Source organism: Paenibacillus sp. FSL K6-1096 (assembly GCF_037977055.1).
GTDB lineage: Bacteria > Bacillota > Bacilli > Paenibacillales > Paenibacillaceae > Paenibacillus_AQ.
The window spans coordinates 1912995-1936151 of record NZ_CP150274.1 but is presented as its reverse complement, the minus strand read 5'-3'; the positions used below and the strand labels follow the sequence as shown (position 1 = coordinate 1936151).

Here is a 23157-nt window from a genome sequence, read left to right as displayed (position 1 = left end):
GGGTTGTACCCAATATATGTAGCTGGCATGCAGGACATGTATACGAATCGAACAACAAGAACAGGAGTTGAACGTATTGGCATCGGTAATTCTGGAACGCAACCGTAAAAAAAGACTGGAACAGGGACATCCCTGGGTCTACGCCAGCGAAGTGGCCTCGGTGGACGGTGAGCCGCAGGCAGGGGGCCTGGTGGAGGTGCTGACCCATCAGGGCCGGTATCTGGCTACAGGCTATTACAATCCGGCTTCGCAGATCCGGGTAAGAATTGTATCGCAGCAGAGGCTGGCGGCGATGGACACCGCTTTTTTTGTGCAGCGGTTCGCTGACTGCCTGAAGCACCGGGAACGCTTCCTGCCGGGGGCGGACGCCTACCGTCTGGTGTACGGGGAAGCAGACTTCCTGCCGGGCCTGATCATTGACCGCTTCGGCGAGGTGCTTGTGGTGCAGCTCTTGACCCTGGCGATGGATCAGCGCCGCTCCGAGATCGTGGAAGCGCTGGTGCAGGTGATGGCGCCGCGCGGCATCTATGAGCGCAGCGATGTCAGTGTGCGCGAGCTGGAAGGGCTGGAACAGACCACAGGGGTGCTCTACGGCGAATGCCCGCGCCACATTACCGTAAGCGAGAACGGACTGAAGGTGATCGTGGATATTGAAGAGGGCCAGAAGACCGGCTACTTCTTCGATCAACGGGAGAACCGCGCGTCTATTGCTCCGCTGATGAAGGGCTGGGGCGCCCGCAGCGGGATTACGATGCAGAATGTAACCGCAGAGGACGGATCGCAGCAGCAGCTGCCGGTCAATAAAAGCGGTAAACCGGTCACCTTCCCTTACTGGGACGGGGCCACGGTGCTGGAGTGCTTCGCGCATACCGGAAGCTTCACGCTGCACGCCTGCAAATACGGGGCCAAGAAGGTCACCTGCCTGGATGTCTCCGCCCATGCGATTGAGAGCGCAAAGGCCAATGTGGAGATCAACGGATTCACCGACCGGGTGGAATTCGTAGTGGAGGATGCGTTTGCCTACCTGCGCAATCAGGTCAAGGGCCAGGAGGAACGTGCGGAGCGTGCGGCGGGCGGGTCTGCGGCAGCGGAAGGGAAGCCCGGGAACAAGGCAGCAGCCAAGCCGGATACGGCGAAGCCGATGACGGCCGGGGGCGGGCGTACCTGGGATGTCGTCATTCTGGACCCGCCTGCTTTTGCCAAGACCAAGAGCGCAGTGGCCGGAGCCTGCCGGGGCTACAAGGATATCAATCTGCAGGGCATGAAGCTGGTGAACGAAGGCGGGTATCTGGTTACCGCCAGCTGCTCGTACCATATGCAGCCGCAACTGTTCCTGGATACGATCATGGAAGCGGCCAAGGATGCCGGCAAAGTGCTGAGATTGATCGAGTGGCGGGCCGCGGGCAAGGACCATCCGCAGATCCTCGGCGTGAACGAAGGACATTACTTGAAGTTTGCCATCTTTGAGGTGCGCAGCAAATAAGAACCGGCAGATCCGGCGGTATCGCCGGTATGTGCAAGGAGAGTCTCTGTTATAGAGGCTCTTTTTGTTGTGTCATTTGTAAACAATGGCAAACGTACGTTCTGGAGTGCGGCAGCAGAGGTATGATATACTAGGGAAACGAGAGTTACATATATTCTAAATTCACATAGATTACGAGTGTTCATCAAGGAAGGAGTCTGCTGAAATGACGGTTAACTTTCTGATCGGACGATCAGGCAGCGGAAAGACTACTAGAATATGGGAGACGGTGGCTTCGCGGCTGAAGGCGGAGCCGCTTGGCGCGCCGGTCATTCTCCTTGTTCCTGAGCAGGGCTCGTTCGGCGCGGAACGGGGCCTGCTGGCAGCGGGCCAGGTGAAGGGCAGTCTCCGCGCCCAGACACTCAGCTTCTCTCGTCTGGCGTACCGGGTGAAGCAGGAGACCGGCGGCAGCGCGAATCTGCCGATCAGCGGGGAAGGCAAGAAGATGCTGATCTATAAGATCATCGGCCGCCGCAAGGAGGAGCTGAAGCTGTTTGGCCCATCCGCGGACAGGCCCGGATTCGTGGAGCGGCTGAGCAGCCTGCATACCGAGCTGAAGCGCTGCTGTCTGGGAGCCGGAGATCTGGAGGAACAGCTTGCCCGGATACAGGAGGTCTCCTCCCGGAGTCCGATTCTGGCGGATAAGCTGGGTGATCTTGGGCTGGTCTTCAGTGAGCTGGAGCAGGAGATGTCCCAGCTGTATATGGATGAAGAGGACCGGCTGGCTGAACTGGCGGAGCAGATCAGACACTCAGAATATATTCGCGGCGCAGAGATATGGGTGGACGGCTTCCACGGGTTCTCCAGCCAGGAATTCCTCGTGCTGCGTGAACTGATGCAATACGCGGAGCGGATGACTATTGCACTCACGCTTGACCGGATCTATCCGCCGGGAGCCGCACCCCATGAGCTGGACCTGTTCCATCCGGCAGCGGTAACTTATGTGAAGCTGCGCGGAATAGCGGAGGAGCTGGGTCTTGAGGTATGGGATGAGCTGCTGGCCCCGCCTGTGCTTCCGCGGTTCAAGGACCGACTCGCGCTTGCCCATCTGGAGCGCGGCTATCAGCGCCGGATGCGCTGGACCGGCTCAGCCGGTCCGGTCGAAGAAGCGATAGCGGTCCGCGCTGCAGCTTCCCGCCGGACTGAGGTGGAGAGTGCATTGCGCGAGATGCTGAGCCTGGCAAGGGATTCAGGGGCCAAGTACGGGGAGATGGCGGTATTTATGCGTAATATCGCTGATTATGAGCCGCTGATTGCCCCGCTGTTCCAGGACTTCGGCATCCCGTTCTTCCTCGACCAGAAGAAGAATGAGCTGCATCATCCGCTGGTGGAATTCATCCGCTCCGCTCTGGATATCGTCCGCCGCGGCTGGCGCTACGAGGATGTGTTCCGCTGTGTGAAGACCGGGCTGCTGCTTCCGCTGGACGGAAGCATTACCGCTGAGCATATGGATGAACTGGAGAACTACGTGCTGGCCTGCGGAATTCACGGCTCCCGCTGGACGAACGGGAAGTCCTGGAAGGGCATCCCCCGTCTCTCGCTGGAGGGCAGTGAAGCGGTAGATGAAGCGATGCTGGCCAGGATGGAGGCGTGCCGGGAGGCAATCACGGAGCCGCTGAAGGCGTTCGGGCAGCGGGTCAAGGCCAGCCGCAGCGGGCTGGAGCTGTGCAGGGCCGTATATGATTTGCTGGAGGATACGGCTGCGGCCCGGAAGCTGGAGCAGATGGGGGCAGAGGCCCTGGAGCATGGCCGCCCGCAGACGGCCCGCGAGCACAGCCAGCTATGGGGGGCTGTACTCGGCCTGCTGGACCAGATTGCCGAGATGATGGGCAGGGAGCGGATGGAATTTGAGCTGTTCGCCGGCGTGCTGGAGACCGGACTCGCTGAGCTTAAAATGGGGCTGGTTCCGCCTGCGCTGGACCAGGTGCTGGTCGGAACGATGGACCGTACCCGGGTCTCGGGCGTGAAGTATGCCTTCCTGCTGGGCTTCAATGAAGGGATGGTCCCGGCGCAATTCAAGGAAGACGGGATTTTATCGGAGGGGGAGCGCCTGCTGCTGGAGCAGGGCGGCATGGAGCTGGCTCCCGGCTCCTCCCGCAAGCTGCTGGATGAACGCTTCCTGATCTACAATGCACTGACGGCGGCCAGCAGCAAGCTGTGGATCAGCTATGCCGCCGCTGATGATGAGGGCAAGGCATTGCTGCCTTCGGAGGTCATCCGCCAGCTGCAGGTGATGTTCCCGCAGCAGCTGGAAGAACAATTCATCTCGGGGTTCCCGCAGAGCGGGAATGAAGAAGCGGTGCATCTGAGCTTCATTGGCCATCCCGAGCAGACGTTAAGGATGCTTCTGCTCCAGCTGCGGCAATGGCGGCAGGGGGTGGAGATTCCCGCCCTATGGTGGGACGTCTATAACCGGATTGCAGGGGAACCAGATCGTCCGGCTGACCTTCCTTTGGACAATGAAGGTGCAACGGACCGGCAGGCCTCTTTTCAGCTTAAGCTGAAGCTGGAACAGATGCTGGGTTCGCTATTTTACCGTAACGAAGGCATTAAGCTGAAGCGCGAGACCAGTCTGCGGCTATATGGCGGGTCCACGCTGCGCGGCAGTGTGTCGCGGATGGAGCGGTTCGTAGCCTGCTCGTTCTCCCACTTTGCCTCTTATGGACTGCGGCTGAAGGAGCGCCAGCTCTACAAGCTCCAGGCCCCGGACATCGGCCAGCTGTTCCACGCAGCACTCAGTGAAATGGCCAAGGAATTGCAGAAGCAGGGGAGAAGTTGGGGCAGCATGACCGCTGAGGAATGCCGCACTGAGGCAGGGAAGACGGTGGACCGGCTCTCCCCGCTGCTGCAGGGTGAAATTCTGATGAGCAGCAAGCGGTACGGCTATATCTCGCGCAAGCTGAAGAACATTGTCGGCCGTGCTTCCGTTATTCTCGGTGAGCATGCGCGCAGAGGCAGCTTCGAGCCGGTCGGGCTGGAGCTGGATTTCGGTCCCGGCAAGGAATTGCCTCCGCTGCGGATTACGCTGCCGAACGGCTGTGTTCTGGAGGTTGTCGGCCGGATTGACCGGGTGGACATGGCCGAAGGCGAGCAGGGAATTCTGCTGCGGGTCATCGACTACAAATCCAGCCAGAAGGATCTGAAGCTGCATGAGGTCTACTATGGATTATCGCTGCAGATGCTGACCTATCTGGATGTGCTGCTCACCTATTCGGAGCAATGGCTTGGCCGGACGGCCCTGCCGGCGGGGGCGCTCTATTTTCACGTTCATGATCCGCTCCTGACCTCCGCCAACGGTATGAACCGGGAACAGGCAGAGCAGGAACTGATGAAGCGATTCAAGATGAAGGGCCTGCTGACGGCAGACCGCGAGGTGGTCTCGCTGATGGATACCACATTGGATAAGGGCTATTCCTCTATTGTACCTGTGGCACTCAAAAGCGACGGCAGCTTCTATAGCAGCGCTTCTGTAGCTACACCGGAGCAGTGGGGCGATCTGCTGTCTTCTGTGCGCAGCACGATATCAGATATTGGAACACGTATCACCGAAGGCGATGTGGCGATTCAGCCTTACCGCATCCAGCAGGAGACCGCCTGCACCTTCTGCTCCTTCCGTCCCGTCTGCCAGTTCGATGAGGCGGTGGAGGGCAATGGATACAACATGCTAAGCAAGCCGGGCAAGGATGTCATCTGGGATCTGTTGTCCCGTAAAGGAGGAAATAAACCGTGAGCATGAGACCTGAAGCGGAACCGAAGCCGGAAGGAAGCCTGTGGAGCGACGACCAGTGGCGCGCCATTGCCGAGAGCGGCAGCGATATTCTGGTAGCGGCGGCAGCGGGCTCCGGCAAAACGGCGGTGCTCGTGGAGCGGATCATCCGCAAGATCAGCAATGAGAACGCGGGCTTCAGCGTGGACCGCCTGCTGGTCGCAACGTTCACCAAGGCAGCCGCTTCCGAGATGCGCCAGCGTATCCGCGAGGCGCTGGAGCGCAAGATTGAGGAAGACGGCGAGGCCGGCAGCGAACACTTGCGGCGCCAGCTTGCCCTGCTGGGCAGAGCCTCCATTACAACGCTGCATTCCTTCTGTCTTGAGGTGATCCGCAGGTATTACCAGCTTATTCCGATCGATCCCGGCTTCCGGATTCTGAATGAGCATGAGGCGGAAATGATGCGCCAGGAGCTGCTGGAAGAGCTGCTGGAGGAGAAATACGGCGAGGCCGCAGAGGACGGGGAGGATACGCTGTTCGTGCGGCTGGCTGACTGGTTCAGCGGCGAACGGAGCGATGATGCGGTGCATTCGCTGATTCAGCGGCTGCATGACTTTGCACGCAGCCACCCTTGGCCGGAGCAATGGCTGCTGGATACCGCTGCCGGCTTTACGGTGCCGGATACCGCAGCTCTGGGGCATACACCGTGGGTACAGAGCATCCTGGCCGAAGCCAGACTGACGCTTAAAGGGGCGATCAGCCAGCTGGAGCAGGGGCGGGAGATGGCACTTCAGCCCGGCGGGCCGGCCCCGTATGCGGAGAATCTGGCCGCTGATCTGGAGATGGCGCAGGGCTTGCTGGATGCGGTGGAGTCACAGCCGTGGGCAGAGCTGTATGATATTTTCATGGAGATCTCCTTCGGGAAGCTGAAGCCCTGCAAGAAGGATCTCACTGACCCGGTGCTCCAGGAGAGTGTGAAGTCTATCAGGGACCAGGTGAAGAAGAGCCTGCTGGAGCTGCAAAAATCCTTGTTCGGGCGTCCGGCAGAGTCTTTCCTGGGTGAGCTTCATGAGGCCGCCCCGCTGATGCAGGAGCTGGCGGATACCGTCATTACGTTTGGCGAGCGCTACCAGAAGGAGAAGGCTGGCCGGGGGCTGGTCGATTTCAGCGACCTGGAGCATTACTGCCTGAAGATCCTGCGTCATCCCGACTCCCTGCCGGGTCAGCCGCTGCCTTCCGATGCGGCGGTGGAGTACCGCAGCCAATTCGATGAAGTACTGCTGGATGAATATCAGGATACCAACAGCGTGCAGGAGGAGATCGTCCGGCTGATCTCCCGTGAATCCCCGGGCAACCGCTTCATGGTCGGGGATATGAAGCAGAGCATCTACCGTTTCCGTCTGGCGGAGCCGGGACTGTTCCTGGACAAATACCGCAGGTTCAGCTCCGGGCTGATGACTGAGCAGGCGGGTGACCAGCCGGAAGCTGAAGACGGCAGAGAGAACTCTGTCAGCAGCGGTACGGTTATCGATCTGGCCCGCAATTTCCGCAGCAGACGGGAAGTAGTCCATGCCGTGAATACGGTTTTCCGGCAGATTATGGACAGCAGTGTAGCGGAGATCAGCTATGATGAACGTGCAGAGCTGGTGTATGGCGCCAGCTTTCCGGGGGCGGAGGCGGCAGGGCCGGATACTTACTTCAAGCCCGAGCTGCTATTGATTGATAAGGGGTCCTCCGCCCAAGGGCCGGCTGAAGATCCGGCCGAAGGGGACGAGCTGCCCTTGCAGGAGAATGAAGCGGCGGAGAGTGAGACGGCACTGCTCGAAGCCCGCGCGATGGCCCGGCGCATCTCGCAGATGACGGGGATGACCGGTAACGAGCCGCTGATGATCTATGATAAGGGTCTGCGGATCATGCGCCCCGTGGGGTATAGCGACATTGTCATTCTGCTGAGGGCGGCCCAGCTGTGGACGCCGCTGATCATTGAGGAGCTGCGGAATGAAGGCATCCCGGCTTACGGGGACCAGAACAAAGGATATTTCCAGGCGACCGAGGTGGAGATTGCCCTCTCGCTGCTCCAGATTGTTGATAATCCCCGCCAGGATATCCCGCTGGCCGGTGTGCTCCGCTCACCGGTGGTGAACCTGCGCGAGGAGGAGCTGGCCAAGGTGCGGCTGTGCAGCAGCGGAACCTTCTATGATGCCGTGGTGGCCGCAGCCGGAGCAGATCAGACTCAGCAGGGCTATCCTGCCGATATGGGATTGGCGGGATACGTCTTGCCGGGTCAGGATGGCGGTTCCCGGCATGCGGCGGACGAGACCGCGGCCGCCTATGACCTTTTTACAGCGGCGGAGCCGGGGGCTGTGCGTGAAGTGGCTGCTGCCGGGACCGGAGGCTCTGAGGCGCTGGCAGAGATTTCCCCCAAGCTCCAGAAGAAGCTGAAGCACTTCCTTGGGCAGCTGGAGAGCTGGAGAGAAGCCGCCCGTCAGGGCAGCTTGGGCGAGCTGATCTGGAGAATCTACCGTGAGAGCGGCTATCTGGAGTGGGTAGGCGGCCTTCCCGGCGGCTTCCAGCGCCAGAATAACCTGAAGGCGCTGTATGACCGCGCGGTTCAGTTCGAGAACGAGACCTCCTCCAGAGGCCTGTTCCGCTTCCTGGTGTTCATCTCGCGGCTGCGGGAGAACGGCGGGGATCTGGGCGTGGCCGGGGGCAGCGGAGAGGAAGCCGGGGGAGTGCGGATCATGACGATCCACAAATCCAAGGGACTGGAATTCCCTGTGGTTTTCCTTGCCGGCATGAACAAGCAGTTCAACCGGCAGGACCTGCATACCCCGTTCCTGATGCATAAGGAGCTGGGCTTCGGCCCCCGCTTCGTGGAGCGGGAGACCCGGGTCAGTTATCCGACGCTGCCGTTCCTGGCGATCAGCCGCCGTTCGCGGCTGGAGCTGCTGGCAGAGGAGATGCGTGTGCTATACGTGGGTCTAACCCGGCCGCGTGACAAAATGATCCTGGTCGGAACCGTCCGCGATCTGGCGCGCACCGCCTCCGGCTGGGCAGCGATGCAGAACCGGGAGGAGCTGCTGCTGGCTGACCATCTGCTCGCTCGGGGCCGCAGTTATCTGGACTGGGTGGGACCGGCGCTGATCCGCCATCCCGCAGCTGCTGTTCTGCGCAAGTATGCGGGCAGTGAAGGTCCGGTATCCACGGTGCTGCACGGGGATGAATCTACCTGGAGCATCACGGTGAAGAGTGCGCAGGAGCTGGGCTCCGGCTCCTTCAAGGATGCCGGCGGAGACAGCGATCCGGCCGGACTGCGTTCCCAGATGCTGGAGTCGCTCCGCAAGGGCGCTCCTGTGCCTGTACCGGGAACACCCGCAGCCGGGGAGATTGCGGACAGACTGGACTGGCGCTATCCTTACCGGGCAGCTTCGGCCATTCCGGCCAAAACATCGGTAACTGAACTGAAGGGATTATTGTCGCTGGAGCAGCCGTCCTACGATCAGCTGGAGGACCGGGCGCGTCTTGGCGGAGCGGGTGAGCAGAGCGGCAGCGGATACAGGGAGAACCTGCATCTCCAGCGGCCGAAATTCATGGAGCAGCGTGGGCTGACCCCTGCTGAGCGCGGAACCGCCTACCATACCGTCATGCAGCATATTCCGCTGGAGGGGCCGGTGGACCTGCCGGAGCTGGAGGCCACCGTGGAGCGGCTTGCCCGCCTGGCTATTCTAAGCAGGGAGCGGGCGGATGCGGTGGAGCTGGAGAAGATTGCAGAGTTCTGCCGGAGCGAGCTGGGCCACAGGCTCTTGCATTCCTCCTGGAAGACCCGGGAGCAGCCCTTCAGCTACACGGTACCTGCACAAGAGGCTTACCGGGGGCTGGCTTACCTGGATGCAGCAGCGGCTGGCCTGGCCGGGGGCAGCGGCGGTGATTTTACAGAGACCGTGCTGATCCAGGGGGTGATCGACTGCCTGTTCCGTGAGGAAGGACGCCTCATTCTGCTTGATTACAAGACAGACTATGTTGCGCCGCACGATGGAGCGCTTGAGGCGCTGGCCGGGAAATACCGCTTCCAGCTGGAGCTGTACAGCAAGGCGCTGCTGGATATTCTGGGCGAGCCGGTCAGTGAGGTGTGGTTGTACTTCTTCGACGGCGGACACGCAGTCAGGCTGTAAATAATTCTATTAATCTATGATTGCCGCAGACAGGCGGGGAAAAGAGGGCGTAATGCGCATATTGCATACGGGAGACTGGCATCTGGGGCGGACGCTGGAGGGCAGAAGCCGGCAGAAGGAGCAGGAGCAGTTCGTGGACGAACTGGTGGAGATTGCCGACTCCTCCGGGGCGGATCTGATTCTGATGGCGGGGGATGTGTATGATTCGGTCAATCCTCCGGCTGCGGCAGAGCAGCTGTTCTATGAGGCGGCTGCCCGGCTGACAGCCGGCGGCAGGCCGCTGGTGGTGATCTCAGGCAACCACGATCAGCCGGAGCGTGTGGCTTCGGTATCCCCGCTTGTCCGCAGGCAGGGGATTACTCTCGTTGGGCTGCCGACGGCGGAACCGGTCACCATCCATGCGGCCAGAACCGGCGAGACGGCCAAAATCGCTGCGCTCCCCTACCCCTCCGAGGCCCGGCTGGGCGAGCTGCTTGCCGGGGACAGCGGGGAGGCGGAGCTGCGGCTGGCCTACAGCGCCCGGGTCGGGCGGCTGATGCAGTATCTCGGGCGGGAATTCACCCCGCAGACCGTCAATCTGGCGATGAGCCATATTTACGTATTGGGCGGTGTGGAGAGCGATTCGGAGCGGCCGATCCAGGTCGGCGGGGCTTATACCGTTGATCCCTCTGCCCTCGATTGCGGGGCGCAGTATACTGCCCTCGGGCATCTTCACCGCGCCCAGCGGGTCAAAGGAGGCGGGATGATCCGCTACAGCGGTTCGCCGCTGGCCTACAGCTTCTCCGAGGCCGGACAGGCCAAGTCGGTGGCGCTGATTGACGTTGCCCCCGGCGGCGAGCCTGTGTTCGAGGAAATCTATCTGCGCTGCGGGCGTCCGCTGGTTAACTGGAAGTCAAGCGGCGGCCTGCAGGAGGTCTACGGCTGGCTGGATGAAGGCCGGGACGCCGGCGCTTTCATTGATCTGGAGCTTCGCCTGACCGAGGCGATGTCCATGCAGGATATCCAGCGGCTGCGCAAAGCAAGGGAAGGCATCGTACATATCCGTCCGATTTATCCGCAGATGGAGCAGGAGCTGGAGGAGCTGTCCCGCTCGCGGATGCCGGTGCAGGAGCTGTTCCGCAGGTTCTACCAGCGCCAGACCGGCGGGGCGGAGCCGGAGGACAGCCTGATTGCGCTGTTCCTGGAGCTGGCTGAGGAAGAGCGGCCCGGGGCTGCGGAAGGAGAGGAAGCTTAAGATGAAGCCGATACTGCTGAAATTATCCGGGCTGCAGAGCTACCGGGCGCCGCAGGAGATTGATTTTGCCGCTCTGACCGAGACCGGGCTGTTCGGGATCTTTGGTCCGACCGGCAGCGGTAAATCCAGTCTGCTGGATGCCATTACGCTGGCGATGTACGGCAAGGTGGAGCGCGCTGTGAACGGCACCCAGGGCATCATGAACCATTCCGAGGATCAGCTGAGCGTAGCCTTCACCTTCGAGCTGGCCGCTTCCTCGGGGGCCCGGCGGTTCCGGGTGGAGCGCAAATTCAAGCGTACCGGGGAGCAATCGGTCAGCAACACGATCAGCCGGTTCATTGAGGTGAAGCCGGAGGGCGAAACGGTCATGGCCGACAAGCTGGCCGAGGTCACCCGCTGCGTGGAAGAGCATATTGGGCTGAAGATGGATGACTTCACCCGGGCGGTCGTGCTGCCGCAGGGCAAGTTCGCCGAGTTCCTGTCGCTGCGCGGTGTTGACCGCAGGCAGATGCTCCAGCGGCTGTTCCATCTGGAACAGTACGGCGACGGGCTGGCTCTGAAGCTCAGCCGCCGCGTCAAGGAGAACGATGCGGCGCTGCGCGCGCTTGAAGCCGAGCAGCAGGGCCTGGGCAGCGCCGGCAAGGAGGACGTGGAAGCGGCAGCGCTACGCGTGCAGGAAGCTGTCCGCCATGCGGCGGAGTGCCGCAAGCGGCTGGCCGAGGCTGCGGAGCGGGCGGAGCGCTTCGCCCGCATCCGCGAGCTGCAGGAGGAGCGCGAGCGGCGCGGACAGCAGCAGCAGGCCCTGCTGGCCCAGGAGGAGCAGATTCTCCTCCTGGAGCAGCGTCTCGGCAAGGCCGACGAGGCCGAGAAGCGGCTGCCGCAGCTGAAGGCCTGGCGCAGCGCGGAAGAGACCTGGAAGGCCCGCGCGCAGCACGCGGAGGGCCTTGAGGCACTGGCCGCCGCCGCCGTACAGGACGCGGCGGTCGCTGCTGCAGCGGAAGCAGCGGCTGAGGCCGCGCTGTCCGCAGGCGAACCGGCCCTCCGCGAGGAGGAGGGCCGCTACCGGCGCGCGCTCGAGCTCGAGGGCGAGCTCAGCGGGCTGCGCCGGGAATGCGCCGCCCTGCAGGAGCGGCGCGGGGAAGCCGCCCGGGGCCTGGCCGCCGGGCGGGAGAACCTGGCGCGGGAGCGTGAGCTTTTGGCCCGTGGCCAAAAGAAGCAGCAGGAGCTGCAGCAGAGCCTGCTGCCGCTCGCGGTCCGCTCCCAGGAGCGGCAGGCGCTGCAGGAAGCCATGCAGCGTCTGCAAGGGCTGCGTGCTGCCGAGGCCCAGCGGGAATCGGCAGAGCGTGAGCGCCGCGGGCGTGCAGCGCTGCTCGCGGCTGCGGAAGAGCGGCTGGCCGCGGCCGCTGCCCGGCGGCAGGCGCTGGAGACCGGGCGCGCCGGGCTGCTGGACGCCGCCGCCCGGCACCAGGAAGAGCTGCGCGCGGCCGAAGGGGCAGCAGGGGACGCTGCAGGCCGCCTGGAAGAGCACATCAGCGCGCTTGAGGCAGCGCTGAAGGAGCAGGAGGTTCACCGGCTCTCGCTGGCGCTGGCCCGTGAACTCCGCGAAGGAGCAGCCTGCCCGGTGTGCGGCAGCGAGCATCACCCCGCTCCTGCGCTTCACCAGGAGCAGGGTGAGCAGGAGGAATTGGATGAGCGGCTCCGCCGGGTCCGCGTACAGGCCCGGGAGGCGCTGGAGACGCGCCATCTGCTGCGCAGCCTGCTGGAGCAGGACAGCTCCTGGCTCGCCCAGCTGGGGGGAGCGGTCCCGGAAGAGGTGATGGACCGCTCTGCTGCAACGCTTGCCGGACCAGATGTGGGCGGCAGAGCAGCATTAACGGCCGGAACTCCGCTCCAGCAGGATTCGCTTGCAGCGCCTGCTCCTGGCTCTGAATTTGGGCAGTCCGCCGCCGAAACGCTGGCGCTACCGGAGGATATGGACTTGTCCGGGCTCAAGGAACTGCTGTCGGCCCTGAAGGACCGCTCAGCGGAGCTGCGCCGCGAAGCCGGCAGCTGGCAGCGCTCCATGCAGGAGCTGGAGCAGCTGTACCACAAGGAGGCAGCGGCTGCCGAAGCCGAGCAGACCTGGGTGCAGGGGCTGGCCGCCAAGGCGGAGGAGCTTACCGCAGCGGCGGGCAAGCTGAGAGCAGAATGGGACGGGCGCTTCCCGGAGCTTGCCCCGGAGCAGGCAGAGGCTGCCTATCAGGAGATGCTCGGCAAGGATGAGCGGGCCGAGGAAATCCGCGGCAAGCTGGAGATTGCTGCGAAGTTTCTGGACGAGAAAAGTCTTGCCGTGCAGACGCTGCAGGAGCAGCTTGCAGGGCTCGACAAGGAGCTGGCGCAGTGGGAGGCGCAGCTTGAGGGGAAGGACACGCTTATGCGCGACAAGGAGGAGCGGCTGCGGGAAGCGGCAGGCGGCCGTCCTGCGGCCACACTGCTGGAAGATTGCGGGCGCAGGCTCCAGAAATTGCAGACAGCGCTTGAACGCGGCCGTCAGGGACACCGCCAGGCAGCAGACAAGGCGCAGCAGCAGACCCGTGAGGCTGCCGTAGCCCGCCAGGCGGCGGAATCCGCCAAAGAGCACTATTCGGCAGCCTCGGCCCAGTGGGAGGAGAGCCTGCAGTCTTCGCCGTTCGCGTCTGCCGCCGAGGTGGAGGCGGCATCGCTGGATGCCGCAGAGCGGGCACAGGCTGCCGGGCGGGTGAAGGCCCATCGTGAAGAGGAGGCGGAATGTGCGCTCCAGCTGCGGCTGATAGAAGAGAAGCTGGACGGTGCTGCGCTTAGCAGCGAGGAGTGGGAGGAGAGCCAGGAAGCCTTGCGCAAATGCAAGGAGGACGATGAGTCCTCGCTGCAGGCGCGCGCGCGGGCAGAGCGGGACCTGGAGGATCTGCAGCAGCGCCATGTCCGCTGGATGGAGCTGGAGGGGCAAAGGGCCGGACATGCAGCTCTTCAGGAAAGCCTGTCCAAGCTGCAGACGGTGCTGCGCGGCAATGCTTTCGTCGAGTATATCGCGGAGGAACAGCTGATGCAGGTATGTCAGGCGGCCTCGCAGCGGCTGCGCTTTCTGAGCAAGCAGCGTTATGCCCTGGAGGTAGATTCCGGGGGCGGATTTGTAATCCGCGATGACGGCAACGGCGGTGTAAGGCGGCCGGTGTCCACCCTGTCCGGCGGCGAGACCTTCCTGACCTCACTGTCGCTGGCGCTGGCTCTGTCGGCCCAGATTCAGCTGCGCGGGCAGTATCCGCTGCAATTCTTTTTCCTGGATGAAGGATTCGGCACGCTGGACCCGGAGCTGCTAGACACCGTGATTACCTCGCTGGAGAGACTGCACAATGACCAGCTGTCGGTGGGGATTATCAGCCATGTTCCCGAGCTGCGGGCCCGCCTGCCGCGCAAGCTGATTGTCGTTCCGGCAGAGCAGGGCGGCGGGGGTTCAACCATTCTTTTGGAAAAAATGTGATAACCGGGGTTGGATGTGACGATGATCACAGATACACCTCCAACCCCCTGTTATAATACAGCTAAGCCGACATCATTTGAAACACCTCGGCGGACGTATGACAGGGAATTTTCCTTCTCATACGTCCGCCGCCGAAGCAGCTTATAAGCTGTGAAGGGTGTTTCTTTTTTTTGTCTTTTTAAGGAAAGTCTTCTGTATCCCGCTGAACCGCTACTGTCCGATTGATACTGGGACGTGATACCGGACAAAGGCAGAGGCACGGGCCAATATAATCGAAAAACCGACCACATTGGGTGCGCGGAGGGTGTACGGGTCAGATATAATCGAAAAACCGACCACATTGCGTGCGCGGAGGGTGTACGGGTCAGATGTAATCGGAAAACCGACCACATTAGGCGCCGGGGACAGCGTGTAGGCCAAGTGTAATCGAAAAACCGACCACAATACGCCGGATGAGGGCGCACAGGCCAAATATAATCGAAAAACCGATCAAAATCGGATAGAGCACACATGCCCTGCGTGACTTCCGCATGACCGCTGCCGGATGCCGCTAATAGCCGCCAGCACCGTCCACCCGTAAGGCTGATCTTGTATGGACTGGCCCCCTCAGCCAATCCCTCGCTGTTATAATGCTGTTATAATACAGCTAAGAATCCTCTTCCCCTTTCGGAACCGCATGGAATCCTGTATGATTAGAGGCATTGGATCACCGAAATGAAGCTTCTGCATCACAAATGGACTGGGAGGATGCTTGGAATGGAGACTGTGTTCAGCAAAATTATCGAAGGTTCGATTCCGTCGAACAAGGTGTTTGAGAATGAGCGGATTCTGGCGTTCTATGATATTGAGCCTGCCGCCCCCGTGCATGTGCTGATTATCCCGAAGAAATACATCGCTTCGATGAATGACGTCAAGCCTGAGGATCTGCCGCTGATCGGCGAGATTCACGCGGTTGCACAGCAGCTTGCAGCAGAGCTGGGCATTGCCGAGAGCGGCTACCGGCTGATCAATAACTGCGGGCCGGACAGCGGGATGGCGGTGCCGCATCTGCATTATCATCTGCTTGGCGGAGCCAAGCTGGGCGCCCTGACCGGGAATTCTGCTTCCCACGCATAAGCGGCAATCTGCAAACGGACCGGCCCAAAAAAGAATAGCACGAAGGTTGACACCTTATTTAAGTTTGACCTATAATGAAAGGTGATGAACCGTGTTGTTATGCTCTTGGACGGTCTGGTCGGAGGGAGGGAAAACTGGTGTCTGAAACGAAAGTTCGCAAAAACGAGACAATTGATGCTGCACTTCGTCGCTTTAAACGCTCCATTGCTAAGGATGGTGTCTTGGCTGAGGTGAAGAAACGCAAGCATTATGAGAAGCCAAGCGTAAAGCGCAAGAAGAAGTCTGAGGCTGCTCGTAAGAGAAAGTTTTAGGAGGATTACCCACGCATGAATCTTAGCGAACGATTGAACGAAGATATGAAGCAAGCGATGAAGAGTAAGGACAAGTTCACACTCTCCACCATTCGAATGGTTCGTTCTACCATAAAGTATCTTGAAATAGATTTGAAGAGACCGTTAGACGACAACGAAGTGCTTGATATCCTTAGTCGTGAGATCAAACAGCGCAAAGATGCCCTCCAAGAATTTGAAGCAGCGGGTCGTGAAGAGCTTGCCGCGACTACTAAGGCAGAAATCGAGATTATCATTAAGTATCTTCCCGAGCAGCTTTCCGAAGAAGAAATTAAAGTAATTGTACAGCAGACCATCCAGGAAACCGGTGCTTCTTCGAAAAGTGATATGGGTAAGTTGATGAGCGCGCTGATGCCTAAGGTCAAAGGACGCGCCGATGGTAAGCTTGTGAACCAAGTGGTTCAGCAATTTCTGCAATAATATAACGCTAGCACCCCTAGAAATAGGGGTGTTTTTCGTTCAAATATAAGAATTTATATGTTTCACATGATAACTTATCCTTATAATTCTCGCTGAAACGATACCGTCCTTTACAAGGACGTCAAAGCCGTTTCCACTTGTTCTATGAACTAATATACCGGATATCATGGACCAGGGAGCCGTACTGTCACTAATTATCATATGCAGTGTTCCCTGAAATGATTATTGAAGAAAAGAAAAGGGATACAGCCAAGTCTGAATCAGCCTTGTCAGGAGGCGGTTCAGGCTTTTTTGGCGTCACTTGTTCACATAAAAAAACACCCTCCCGCATAAGGTGTACAGAAGGCAGGAAGGGGGAGCGTCTACTTATGACCCGTATCGGCCGCAGGCTGCGGGGATGGACAAACGGGATACTGGATCTACCGCAGGATGTGCTGCAGGAGATGCCCCGGATCACCCTGATCGGCAATAAGGAGCTGTATATTGAGAATCACCGCGGCGTGCTGCATTTCTCTTCGGAGCAGCTCAGGCTGGCGCTGGCCCAAGGGGAGCTGGAGATTTCCGGCCAAGGGCTGATCATCCGCAACATTCTGGGACAGGAGCTTGCCGTTGAAGGAATGATCGGTGAAATCAGATATAAGGAAAGTGGGGAGAACTCATGAAAGAGCCGCCTCTGGCATCACTGCGGGGGTTCGTTACACTGCATGTGACGGGACCGCAGGTGGAAAGGTTGATCAATGCTGTAACCGGTGCGGGCATCATCATCTGGGATGTGAGGCCTGCCGGGGACGGCGCTTCCCTGAATGTGCTGTTGAACGACTTTTTCCGGCTCCGTCCGCTGCTGAGAAAGACAGGCTGCCGGATGCATGTTACGGCCCGCTACGGGCTTCCGTTCCGAGTGGCGCGCTTGTGGCGGCGGAAGTTTTTTGCGGCAGGTGTGCTGATCTTCGGTGTTGGCCTGCTGCTGTTATGCTCTATGGTGTGGAGCGTCAAGGTGGAAGGAAATACCCGCATCGCGGATGAGGATATCCTGGAGGCCGCCCGCAAGGAGGGGGTATACCCGTTCCAGTGGATCTGGCGCATGAAAGAATCGGACGAGCTCTCCCGGGAGCTGACCAGTCTGGTTCCGGGCCTGACCTGGGCCGGCTTCCACCGGACGGGGACGAGCATTACTATCCAGGTCGTGGAGGCGGACCGCCCGGAGAACAAGCCTTTGCTTAGCCAGCGCCATCTGGTCAGCCGGACCGATGCGGTGGTGACCGAAATCTATGCGGAGCAGGGAAGGCCGGTCGTCACCCGGAATACGCGCGTCAAAAAAGGGGACATCCTCATCTCCGGCGTGCTGGGTGATGAGGAGAACAGACAGTTAGTGGTGGCCAAGGGCGAGGTTAAGGGCCTGGTCTGGCATGAATATAATCTGGAGGTTCCGCTCAAACGGACGGGCAGTGCCTATACCGGGGAACGTAAAGACCGCACGTATCTTGTACTCGGCAAGTGGGCGGTCCAGCTGTGGGGCTACGGGGATTCCGGCTTTGCGAAATCGCGTACGCTTTCGGAGCCGGATATGCTGTCCTGGCGGTCATTCCAGCTGCCGCTGGGTCTGCTGACCGAGAAGGAGCTGGAGATCAAATACACGGCGGAGACGCTTACACCGGAGGCTGCACATGAGGAAGGGCTGCTGCGGGCCCGGAAGGATATTTTCGCGCGTTATGGTGCGGATAGTGTGATTAAAAGTCAAAAAATTTTGCATGAGAAGAAAGAGAATGGTAAAGTTTATATGAAAGTGCTGTTTGAGGTGGAAGAGAGAATTGCGGAAGAACTTCCGATAGTAAACCATTGAGGAGAATGAGGCTACTTGTCAGAACAGACTGCAAGCATTCAGATATCTTTACAGAACGCCGGCGAGGCGCAAGCCTTATTCGGCCCGCAGGATGGATTCCTGAAAATTATCGAAAAAGAAATCCCGGCAGTGATCGACTCCCGGGAAGCTGAAATTACGATACGCGGCGCTGAGCGGGAAGTGGACATGCTCGGCCAGCTGTTCAATGTGCTGCTGTCGCTGGTGCGGGGCGGTTACCTGTTAAGTGAACGCGATGTGCACTACGCCGTGGAGCTGGCGAAGGATTTCCGCGCCGACCAGCTGCTCGACCTGTTCAAGGGCGAGATTACAACCACCTTCCGCGGCAAACCGATCCGCGTCAAGACGATCGGCCAGAAGCATTATGTGACCACGATCAAGAAGCGTGATATTGTCTTCGGCATCGGCCCGGCGGGCACCGGCAAGACTTATCTGGCCGTGGTGCTTGCAGTTGCCGCGCTGAAGGAAGGCTCAGTCAAGCGAATTGTGCTGACGCGTCCGGCGGTGGAGGCAGGGGAGAACCTGGGCTTCCTTCCGGGAGATTTGCAGGAGAAGGTAGATCCTTATCTCCGGCCGCTCTACGACGCCTTGTACGACGTCATGGGGCCCGATCAGGTGGCCAAGGCGCTGGAGCGCGGGCTGATCGAGATAGCGCCGCTTGCCTATATGCGCGGGCGGACGCTGGAGGATGCTTTTATTATCCTCGACGAGGCTCAGAATACCACACCTGAGCAGATGAAAATGTTCCTCACCCGTCTGGGCTTCGGCTCCAAGATGGTCATCACGGGCGATGTGACCCAGATCGACCTGCCGCGCGGCAAGAAATCAGGGCTGATCGAAGCTACGGCGATATTATCGGGCATTGAGGAGCTTGGTTTTGTGTATTTTGCAGAACAGGACGTTGTCCGTCATTCCCTGGTGCAGAGAATTATCGTTGCCTATGACCGCGCTGCCGAAAACCTTCAATAACAAAGGGGATTGTCTTCATGGCCTCCAAGCAACCATCGAAATTAAGCGGATTTGTATATAGTACCAGCGGATGGAAGTATAGCGCGGTTTCGCGCTATGCTCTTTTCCTGTTATTGGGGCTAGTTTTCTACTTCAGCCTGTCCTCTGATCTGTTGCCGAAGAAATATGATATCAAAGAGGGGACACGCAGCGCGAAGGAGATTACAGCGCCCAAGCAGATCCTGGACACCAATGCCAAGCTGAAAGCCCAGGAAGAGGCGGCCGAGAACGTGCCCAACCGGTATGCGATTATACCGATGCGGTCGGAGAATCTCGTAACCATGCTGCTAGACCGGATTGACGGGCTCAATCAGGATGATACGATCTCGCAGAGTGAGAAGACGAAGATCTACCGGGAGGAAATTCCGCGTCGGGCCAATGATTTCATTCTGAATTTCGTGGCTGCCAGTTCCAAGGCCGGAACGTATTCCGAGCATTTGCTGGACGAAATGCAGTCCGTGATCCAGGATCAGGCGTATGTGATTCCCGAAGAGACCTATATCAAAATCCCCCGGCTGACCTCCCAGGACATCATCGAGATGAAGCCGGTGGCCCGGGACATTGTCACCAAGCTGATGAATGACCAGATTACCGATGCCCAGACGGCGCGTGCCAGGGTGGCTGAGCTGGTCAGTGTCAGCTCGCTGGGGCAGCGTACCGCCCGCGAGGTGGTACAGGAGCTGGTGCGGCTGGTCATCACCGCCAACAAGTTCTATGACGAGGATGCCACCAAGGAAGCGAAGGTACAGGCCCGGCAGAACACGCCGGATGTGTTCATCGAGCAAGGTGATGTGCTGGTCGCCAAGAACCAGGAGATTACGCCGGAACTGTACAAGCTGCTGGACGAAAACGGGCTGCTGAGCAAGGAAATCAACTACTGGCCGCAGCTCGGACTGTTCCTGCTGTCTGCACTGCTGTCCTTTGGACTGCTGACCTTCATCCGCTATAACGGCGGAGCCTCGGGATTCAAGTATAATAATTCCCAGCTGCTTATGCTGGTACTGGTATTTATCATAACTATTGTTTTGATGAAGCTGACCGCCTTCCTGCAGACCGATGTCCGGACCTATATAGGCTATCTGGCTCCGGTTGCGCTGGGTGCGATGCTGATCTCCATGCTGCTGGATATGACGCTGGCTTATTTCTGCTCGATTCTGTTCAGCGTTCTGGCCAGCATTCTTCTGAATGTGCAGCAGAATACGGTATTTGATTTCACCTTCGGCTTCTTTGCGCTGATTGTGAGCTATGTCGCCATCTTCTCCACGCACCGTGCGGGGCAACGCTCTACACTCCTGAAGGGCGGGATTATGGTATCCCTGTTCGGCTGCCTGACGGTAGCCATCCTGACGATGCTGGGCGGCGGCGTGTGGAATGAGACCTCTACCCTGTATGCACTGGGCTTCTCTTTTGCCGGGGGGCTGCTGACTGCGGTTCTCGTCATTGGACTGATGCCATTCTTCGAGGTTACGTTCGGCATTCTGTCGGCGCTGAAGCTCGTAGAATTGTCGAACCCGAACCATCCGCTGCTGCGCAAGCTGCTCACCGAGACACCGGGAACCTATCACCACAGTGTCATGGTCGGCAATCTGTCCGAGGCGGCGGCTGAAGCGATAGGTGCGGACGGCCTGCTGTGCCGCGTAGGCTCGTATTATCACGATATCGGCAAGACGAAGCGGCCGTTCTACTTCATTGAGAACCAGAACAATATGGAGAATCCGCATGATTCGATTGAGCCGAAGCTGAGCAAATCAATCATTGTGGCCCACGCCCGCGACGGGGTGGAAATGCAGAAGGAATACAAGCTGCCGAAGCCGATCCGCGATATTGCCGAGCAGCATCATGGTACGACGTTCCTGCATTATTTTTATCATAAGGCGTTGAAGCTTGCAGAGGAAAAAGGGGTGGAGCCTGACTTCACCGAGGAGGATTTCCGGTATCCGGGACCTAAGGCGCAGTCGAAGGAATCCGCAGTGGTCGGGATTGCCGACAGTGTGGAGGCCGCGGTCCGTTCGCTCCGCAAGCCTACTGTAGTGCAGGTGGAGACGATGATCGAGAAAATTATCAAAAGCCGGCTGGATGACCATCAGTTCGATGAATGCGATCTGACGCTCAAAGAGCTGGATATTATCGCACGTACACTCAAAGAGACCGTTATGGGCATCTTCCATTCCCGGATCGAATATCCGGAGGATGTGCGCAAGCCCAAAAAAGAGGAAGGGGCCAGTACACATGAGCCTGAGCGTCGTTTGGAACAATGAACAGGAAGAATATGAAATTAACAGCCGTCTGATCGAGCTGCTGGAGACGATCCTGCAGAAGGCCGGTGAAGCCGAAGGGATTGCCGAGGGTGAAGTGGACCTGACCTTTGTCAATAATGAGCGGATTCATGAGCTGAATCTGGAATACCGGGGCATTGACCGTCCGACGGATGTGCTGTCTTTTGCAATGAATGAAACCGGAGAAGATGAGCTGGAGATCCGGTACGACCTGGCGGAAGAAGACGAGGAGCTGGAGGAAGTGCCCAATGTGCTGGGGGATATTATTATCTCGGTTACCCGGGCACAGGAGCAGGCTGAGGAATACGGCCATTCCCTGGAACGGGAGCTGGGCTTCCTGTTCGTTCACGGGTTCCTGCACTTGCTGGGTTATGACCACCAGGACCCTGAAGCGGAAGCGGAAATGATGTCCAAGCAGGAGAAGGTTCTGGCTCAGGTCGGGTTGACACGCTAATGGTCAAGAATACGGCGGCAGGCCACAAAAAATTCTGGCATTCCTTCCGTTTTGCAGCGCAGGGCATTGCAGCGGCCTTCAAATCGGAGCTGAATATGAAGGTGCACAGCTGTTTTGCTCTTCTGGTTGTGGCCGCCGCCGCTGTGCTCCGGCTTCCTCCGTCCAGCTGGATGCTGCTGCTGCTGGCAATCACCCTGGTGCTGACGGCTGAGCTGCTGAACACGGCGATTGAGGCGACGATCGATCTGGTCTCGCCCGAGATTCATCCGCTGGCGAAGAAGGCCAAAGATACCGCCGCAGGCGCTGTCCTCTTAGCGGCGGTGTTTGCCGTGATTACGGGGATTTATGTTTTTTATCATCCCGTAATGGACTGGATCACAAGACTTATGTCATAATCAGTTTACAACTTCAGCTTGTAGAAGAGGCGGACCCGCTTTGTGCGCTCCGTCATCTTTAAATTAGGGGGATTACTATGGATGCAGCTTATCTGCTTCAGGAAGCAATCAAGGCCAGAGCCAATGCATATATACCGTATTCCCGCTTTGGAGTAGGGGCTGCGCTGCTGGATCAGGACGGTAAGGTCCACCACGGCTGCAACATCGAGAATGCCGCTTACGGTCCGACCAATTGCGGTGAACGGACAGCCATGTTCCGCGCCATTGCAGACGGACATAAGCCCGGAACCTTCAAGGCTATTGCTGTCGTAGCCGACACGGAAGGCCCTGTATCGCCTTGCGGTGTCTGCCGCCAGGTGATGGTGGAGCTGTGCGGCCCCGACATGCCCGTCATTCTCGGCAATCTGAAGGGCGATATTGTGGAGACTACGGTGCGCGACCTGCTCCCCGGCGCCTTCGGCCCAGCTGATCTGGCGCAGGGACAGAGTGCGGAGTGACGGCAGCAGGTTGGTACTGGTATAAGGACCGCAACATATTGCTGCTGTTGGACACTCTACTGTATAACGTACAATAGATTGTGCCGCGAAAGGGTCCAAGACAGGTTCTGTTGTATTTCGTGCATTAGAAATTTGAAATCACCCTGCTTATGCCCTGTTTGCATCAAATCTACTGTACAAAATACAATAGAACCGCTAAAAAACCCTGGATTTGCTGATTCTGCTGTACAAAATACAATTGAGCCTGGAGCTGGAGCTGGAGCTGGAGCTGGAGCTAGTGCTGGTGCTGGTGCTGGAGCTAGTGCTGGTGCACGGGCATGCAGGTGCGAATGGGATGTAGATGCAGGAACAATGGGTCAGGCGAGTGCTCGGGTTTCCAACTAATAATCCGCACCACAGTCAAGCATGTTCCCGCAGGGAACGATAAGCGCTCATGCTCCAAAGTCCCTGCGCCGCGTGAAACGCCAGCTATACTCCAAAGTTAACTGTAAATTGTACAACTAACTTTCCAATATTCCCGCCAAAAGTAGATTTAATTGTAAATTGTACAACTACATTCATCGGATATCGCCCAAAGTAACTTTGATGAGGAAAATAGATGTATGATTTACAACTAAGCCGTCAAAACCGCTGATTTGGAGCAGAATAAGTGT

The 23157-nt window shown here is 59.0% G+C and carries 16 protein-coding genes; all 16 read left to right on the top strand.

From position 1 onward, the window contains the following. The first annotated feature begins 76 nt into the window (after positions 1 to 76). The 16 genes from MHI24_RS08505 (at position 77) to MHI24_RS08430 (ending at position 22844) form a co-directional block, all read left to right on the top strand. Positions 77 to 1483 carry a class I SAM-dependent rRNA methyltransferase gene (locus tag MHI24_RS08505; protein ID WP_340025205.1) on the top strand — a complete coding sequence of 469 codons (1407 nt, stop codon included), beginning with the start codon at positions 77 to 79 and terminating at the stop codon, positions 1481 to 1483. 205 nt (positions 1484 to 1688) lie between these two features. Further along, positions 1689 to 5252 (top strand): helicase-exonuclease AddAB subunit AddB, encoded by a 3564-nt coding sequence (gene addB / locus MHI24_RS08500; protein ID WP_340025204.1) that lies wholly within the window; start codon positions 1689 to 1691, stop codon positions 5250 to 5252. A gap of 2 nt (positions 5253 to 5254) precedes the next feature. Further along, positions 5255 to 9400, top strand: a complete 4146-nt coding sequence (locus MHI24_RS08495) for a UvrD-helicase domain-containing protein (protein WP_340026637.1) — start codon at positions 5255 to 5257, stop codon at positions 9398 to 9400. A gap of 52 nt (positions 9401 to 9452) precedes the next feature. Beyond that, positions 9453 to 10634, top strand: a complete 1182-nt coding sequence (locus tag MHI24_RS08490; RefSeq protein ID WP_340025203.1) for an exonuclease SbcCD subunit D — start codon at positions 9453 to 9455, stop codon at positions 10632 to 10634. 1 nt (position 10635) lies between these two features. Continuing rightward, entirely contained in the window at positions 10636 to 14130 is a 3495-nt protein-coding gene (locus tag MHI24_RS08485; RefSeq protein WP_340025202.1) for an SMC family ATPase, read from the top strand. A 756-nt stretch (positions 14131 to 14886) separates the two neighbouring features. Continuing rightward, on the top strand, positions 14887 to 15246 hold the full coding sequence (locus MHI24_RS08480; RefSeq protein WP_340025201.1) for a histidine triad nucleotide-binding protein: 360 nt from the start codon (positions 14887 to 14889) through the stop codon (positions 15244 to 15246). Positions 15247 to 15383: 137 nt separating this feature from the next. After that, a complete protein-coding gene (gene rpsU, locus MHI24_RS08475) occupies positions 15384 to 15557 on the top strand; it encodes a 30S ribosomal protein S21 (RefSeq protein WP_005547957.1) in 174 nt (57 codons plus the stop codon). 15 nt (positions 15558 to 15572) lie between these two features. Next, complete coding sequence (locus MHI24_RS08470; RefSeq protein WP_340025200.1) at positions 15573 to 16016, top strand: GatB/YqeY domain-containing protein; 444 nt, start codon at positions 15573 to 15575, stop codon at positions 16014 to 16016. A 368-nt stretch (positions 16017 to 16384) separates the two neighbouring features. Continuing rightward, a complete protein-coding gene (yqfC, locus tag MHI24_RS08465) occupies positions 16385 to 16678 on the top strand; it encodes a sporulation protein YqfC (protein WP_340025199.1) in 294 nt (97 codons plus the stop codon). Continuing rightward, entirely contained in the window at positions 16675 to 17856 is a 1182-nt protein-coding gene (yqfD, locus tag MHI24_RS08460; protein WP_340025198.1) for a sporulation protein YqfD, read from the top strand. The genes yqfC and yqfD overlap by 4 nt, the downstream gene beginning before the upstream one ends. 15 nt (positions 17857 to 17871) lie before the next feature. Beyond that, positions 17872 to 18843: a PhoH family protein gene (locus MHI24_RS08455; protein WP_340025197.1), complete on the top strand. Its 972-nt coding sequence runs from the start codon at positions 17872 to 17874 to the stop codon at positions 18841 to 18843. A 17-nt stretch (positions 18844 to 18860) separates the two neighbouring features. Continuing rightward, complete coding sequence (locus tag MHI24_RS08450; RefSeq protein ID WP_340025196.1) at positions 18861 to 21140, top strand: HDIG domain-containing metalloprotein; 2280 nt, start codon at positions 18861 to 18863, stop codon at positions 21138 to 21140. Continuing rightward, positions 21112 to 21612: an rRNA maturation RNase YbeY gene (ybeY, locus tag MHI24_RS08445; RefSeq protein WP_340025195.1), complete on the top strand. Its 501-nt coding sequence runs from the start codon at positions 21112 to 21114 to the stop codon at positions 21610 to 21612. Before MHI24_RS08450 ends, ybeY begins: the two co-directional genes overlap by 29 nt. Further along, complete coding sequence (locus tag MHI24_RS08440; protein ID WP_340025194.1) at positions 21612 to 22007, top strand: diacylglycerol kinase family protein; 396 nt, start codon at positions 21612 to 21614, stop codon at positions 22005 to 22007. Before ybeY ends, MHI24_RS08440 begins: the two co-directional genes overlap by 1 nt. Positions 22008 to 22084: 77 nt before the next feature. Further along, entirely contained in the window at positions 22085 to 22504 is a 420-nt protein-coding gene (locus tag MHI24_RS08435) for a cytidine deaminase (protein ID WP_238654597.1), read from the top strand. Positions 22505 to 22715: 211 nt separating this feature from the next. After that, a complete protein-coding gene (locus MHI24_RS08430; protein WP_340025193.1) occupies positions 22716 to 22844 on the top strand; it encodes a hypothetical protein in 129 nt (42 codons plus the stop codon). Positions 22845 to 23157: the final 313 nt, after the last annotated feature.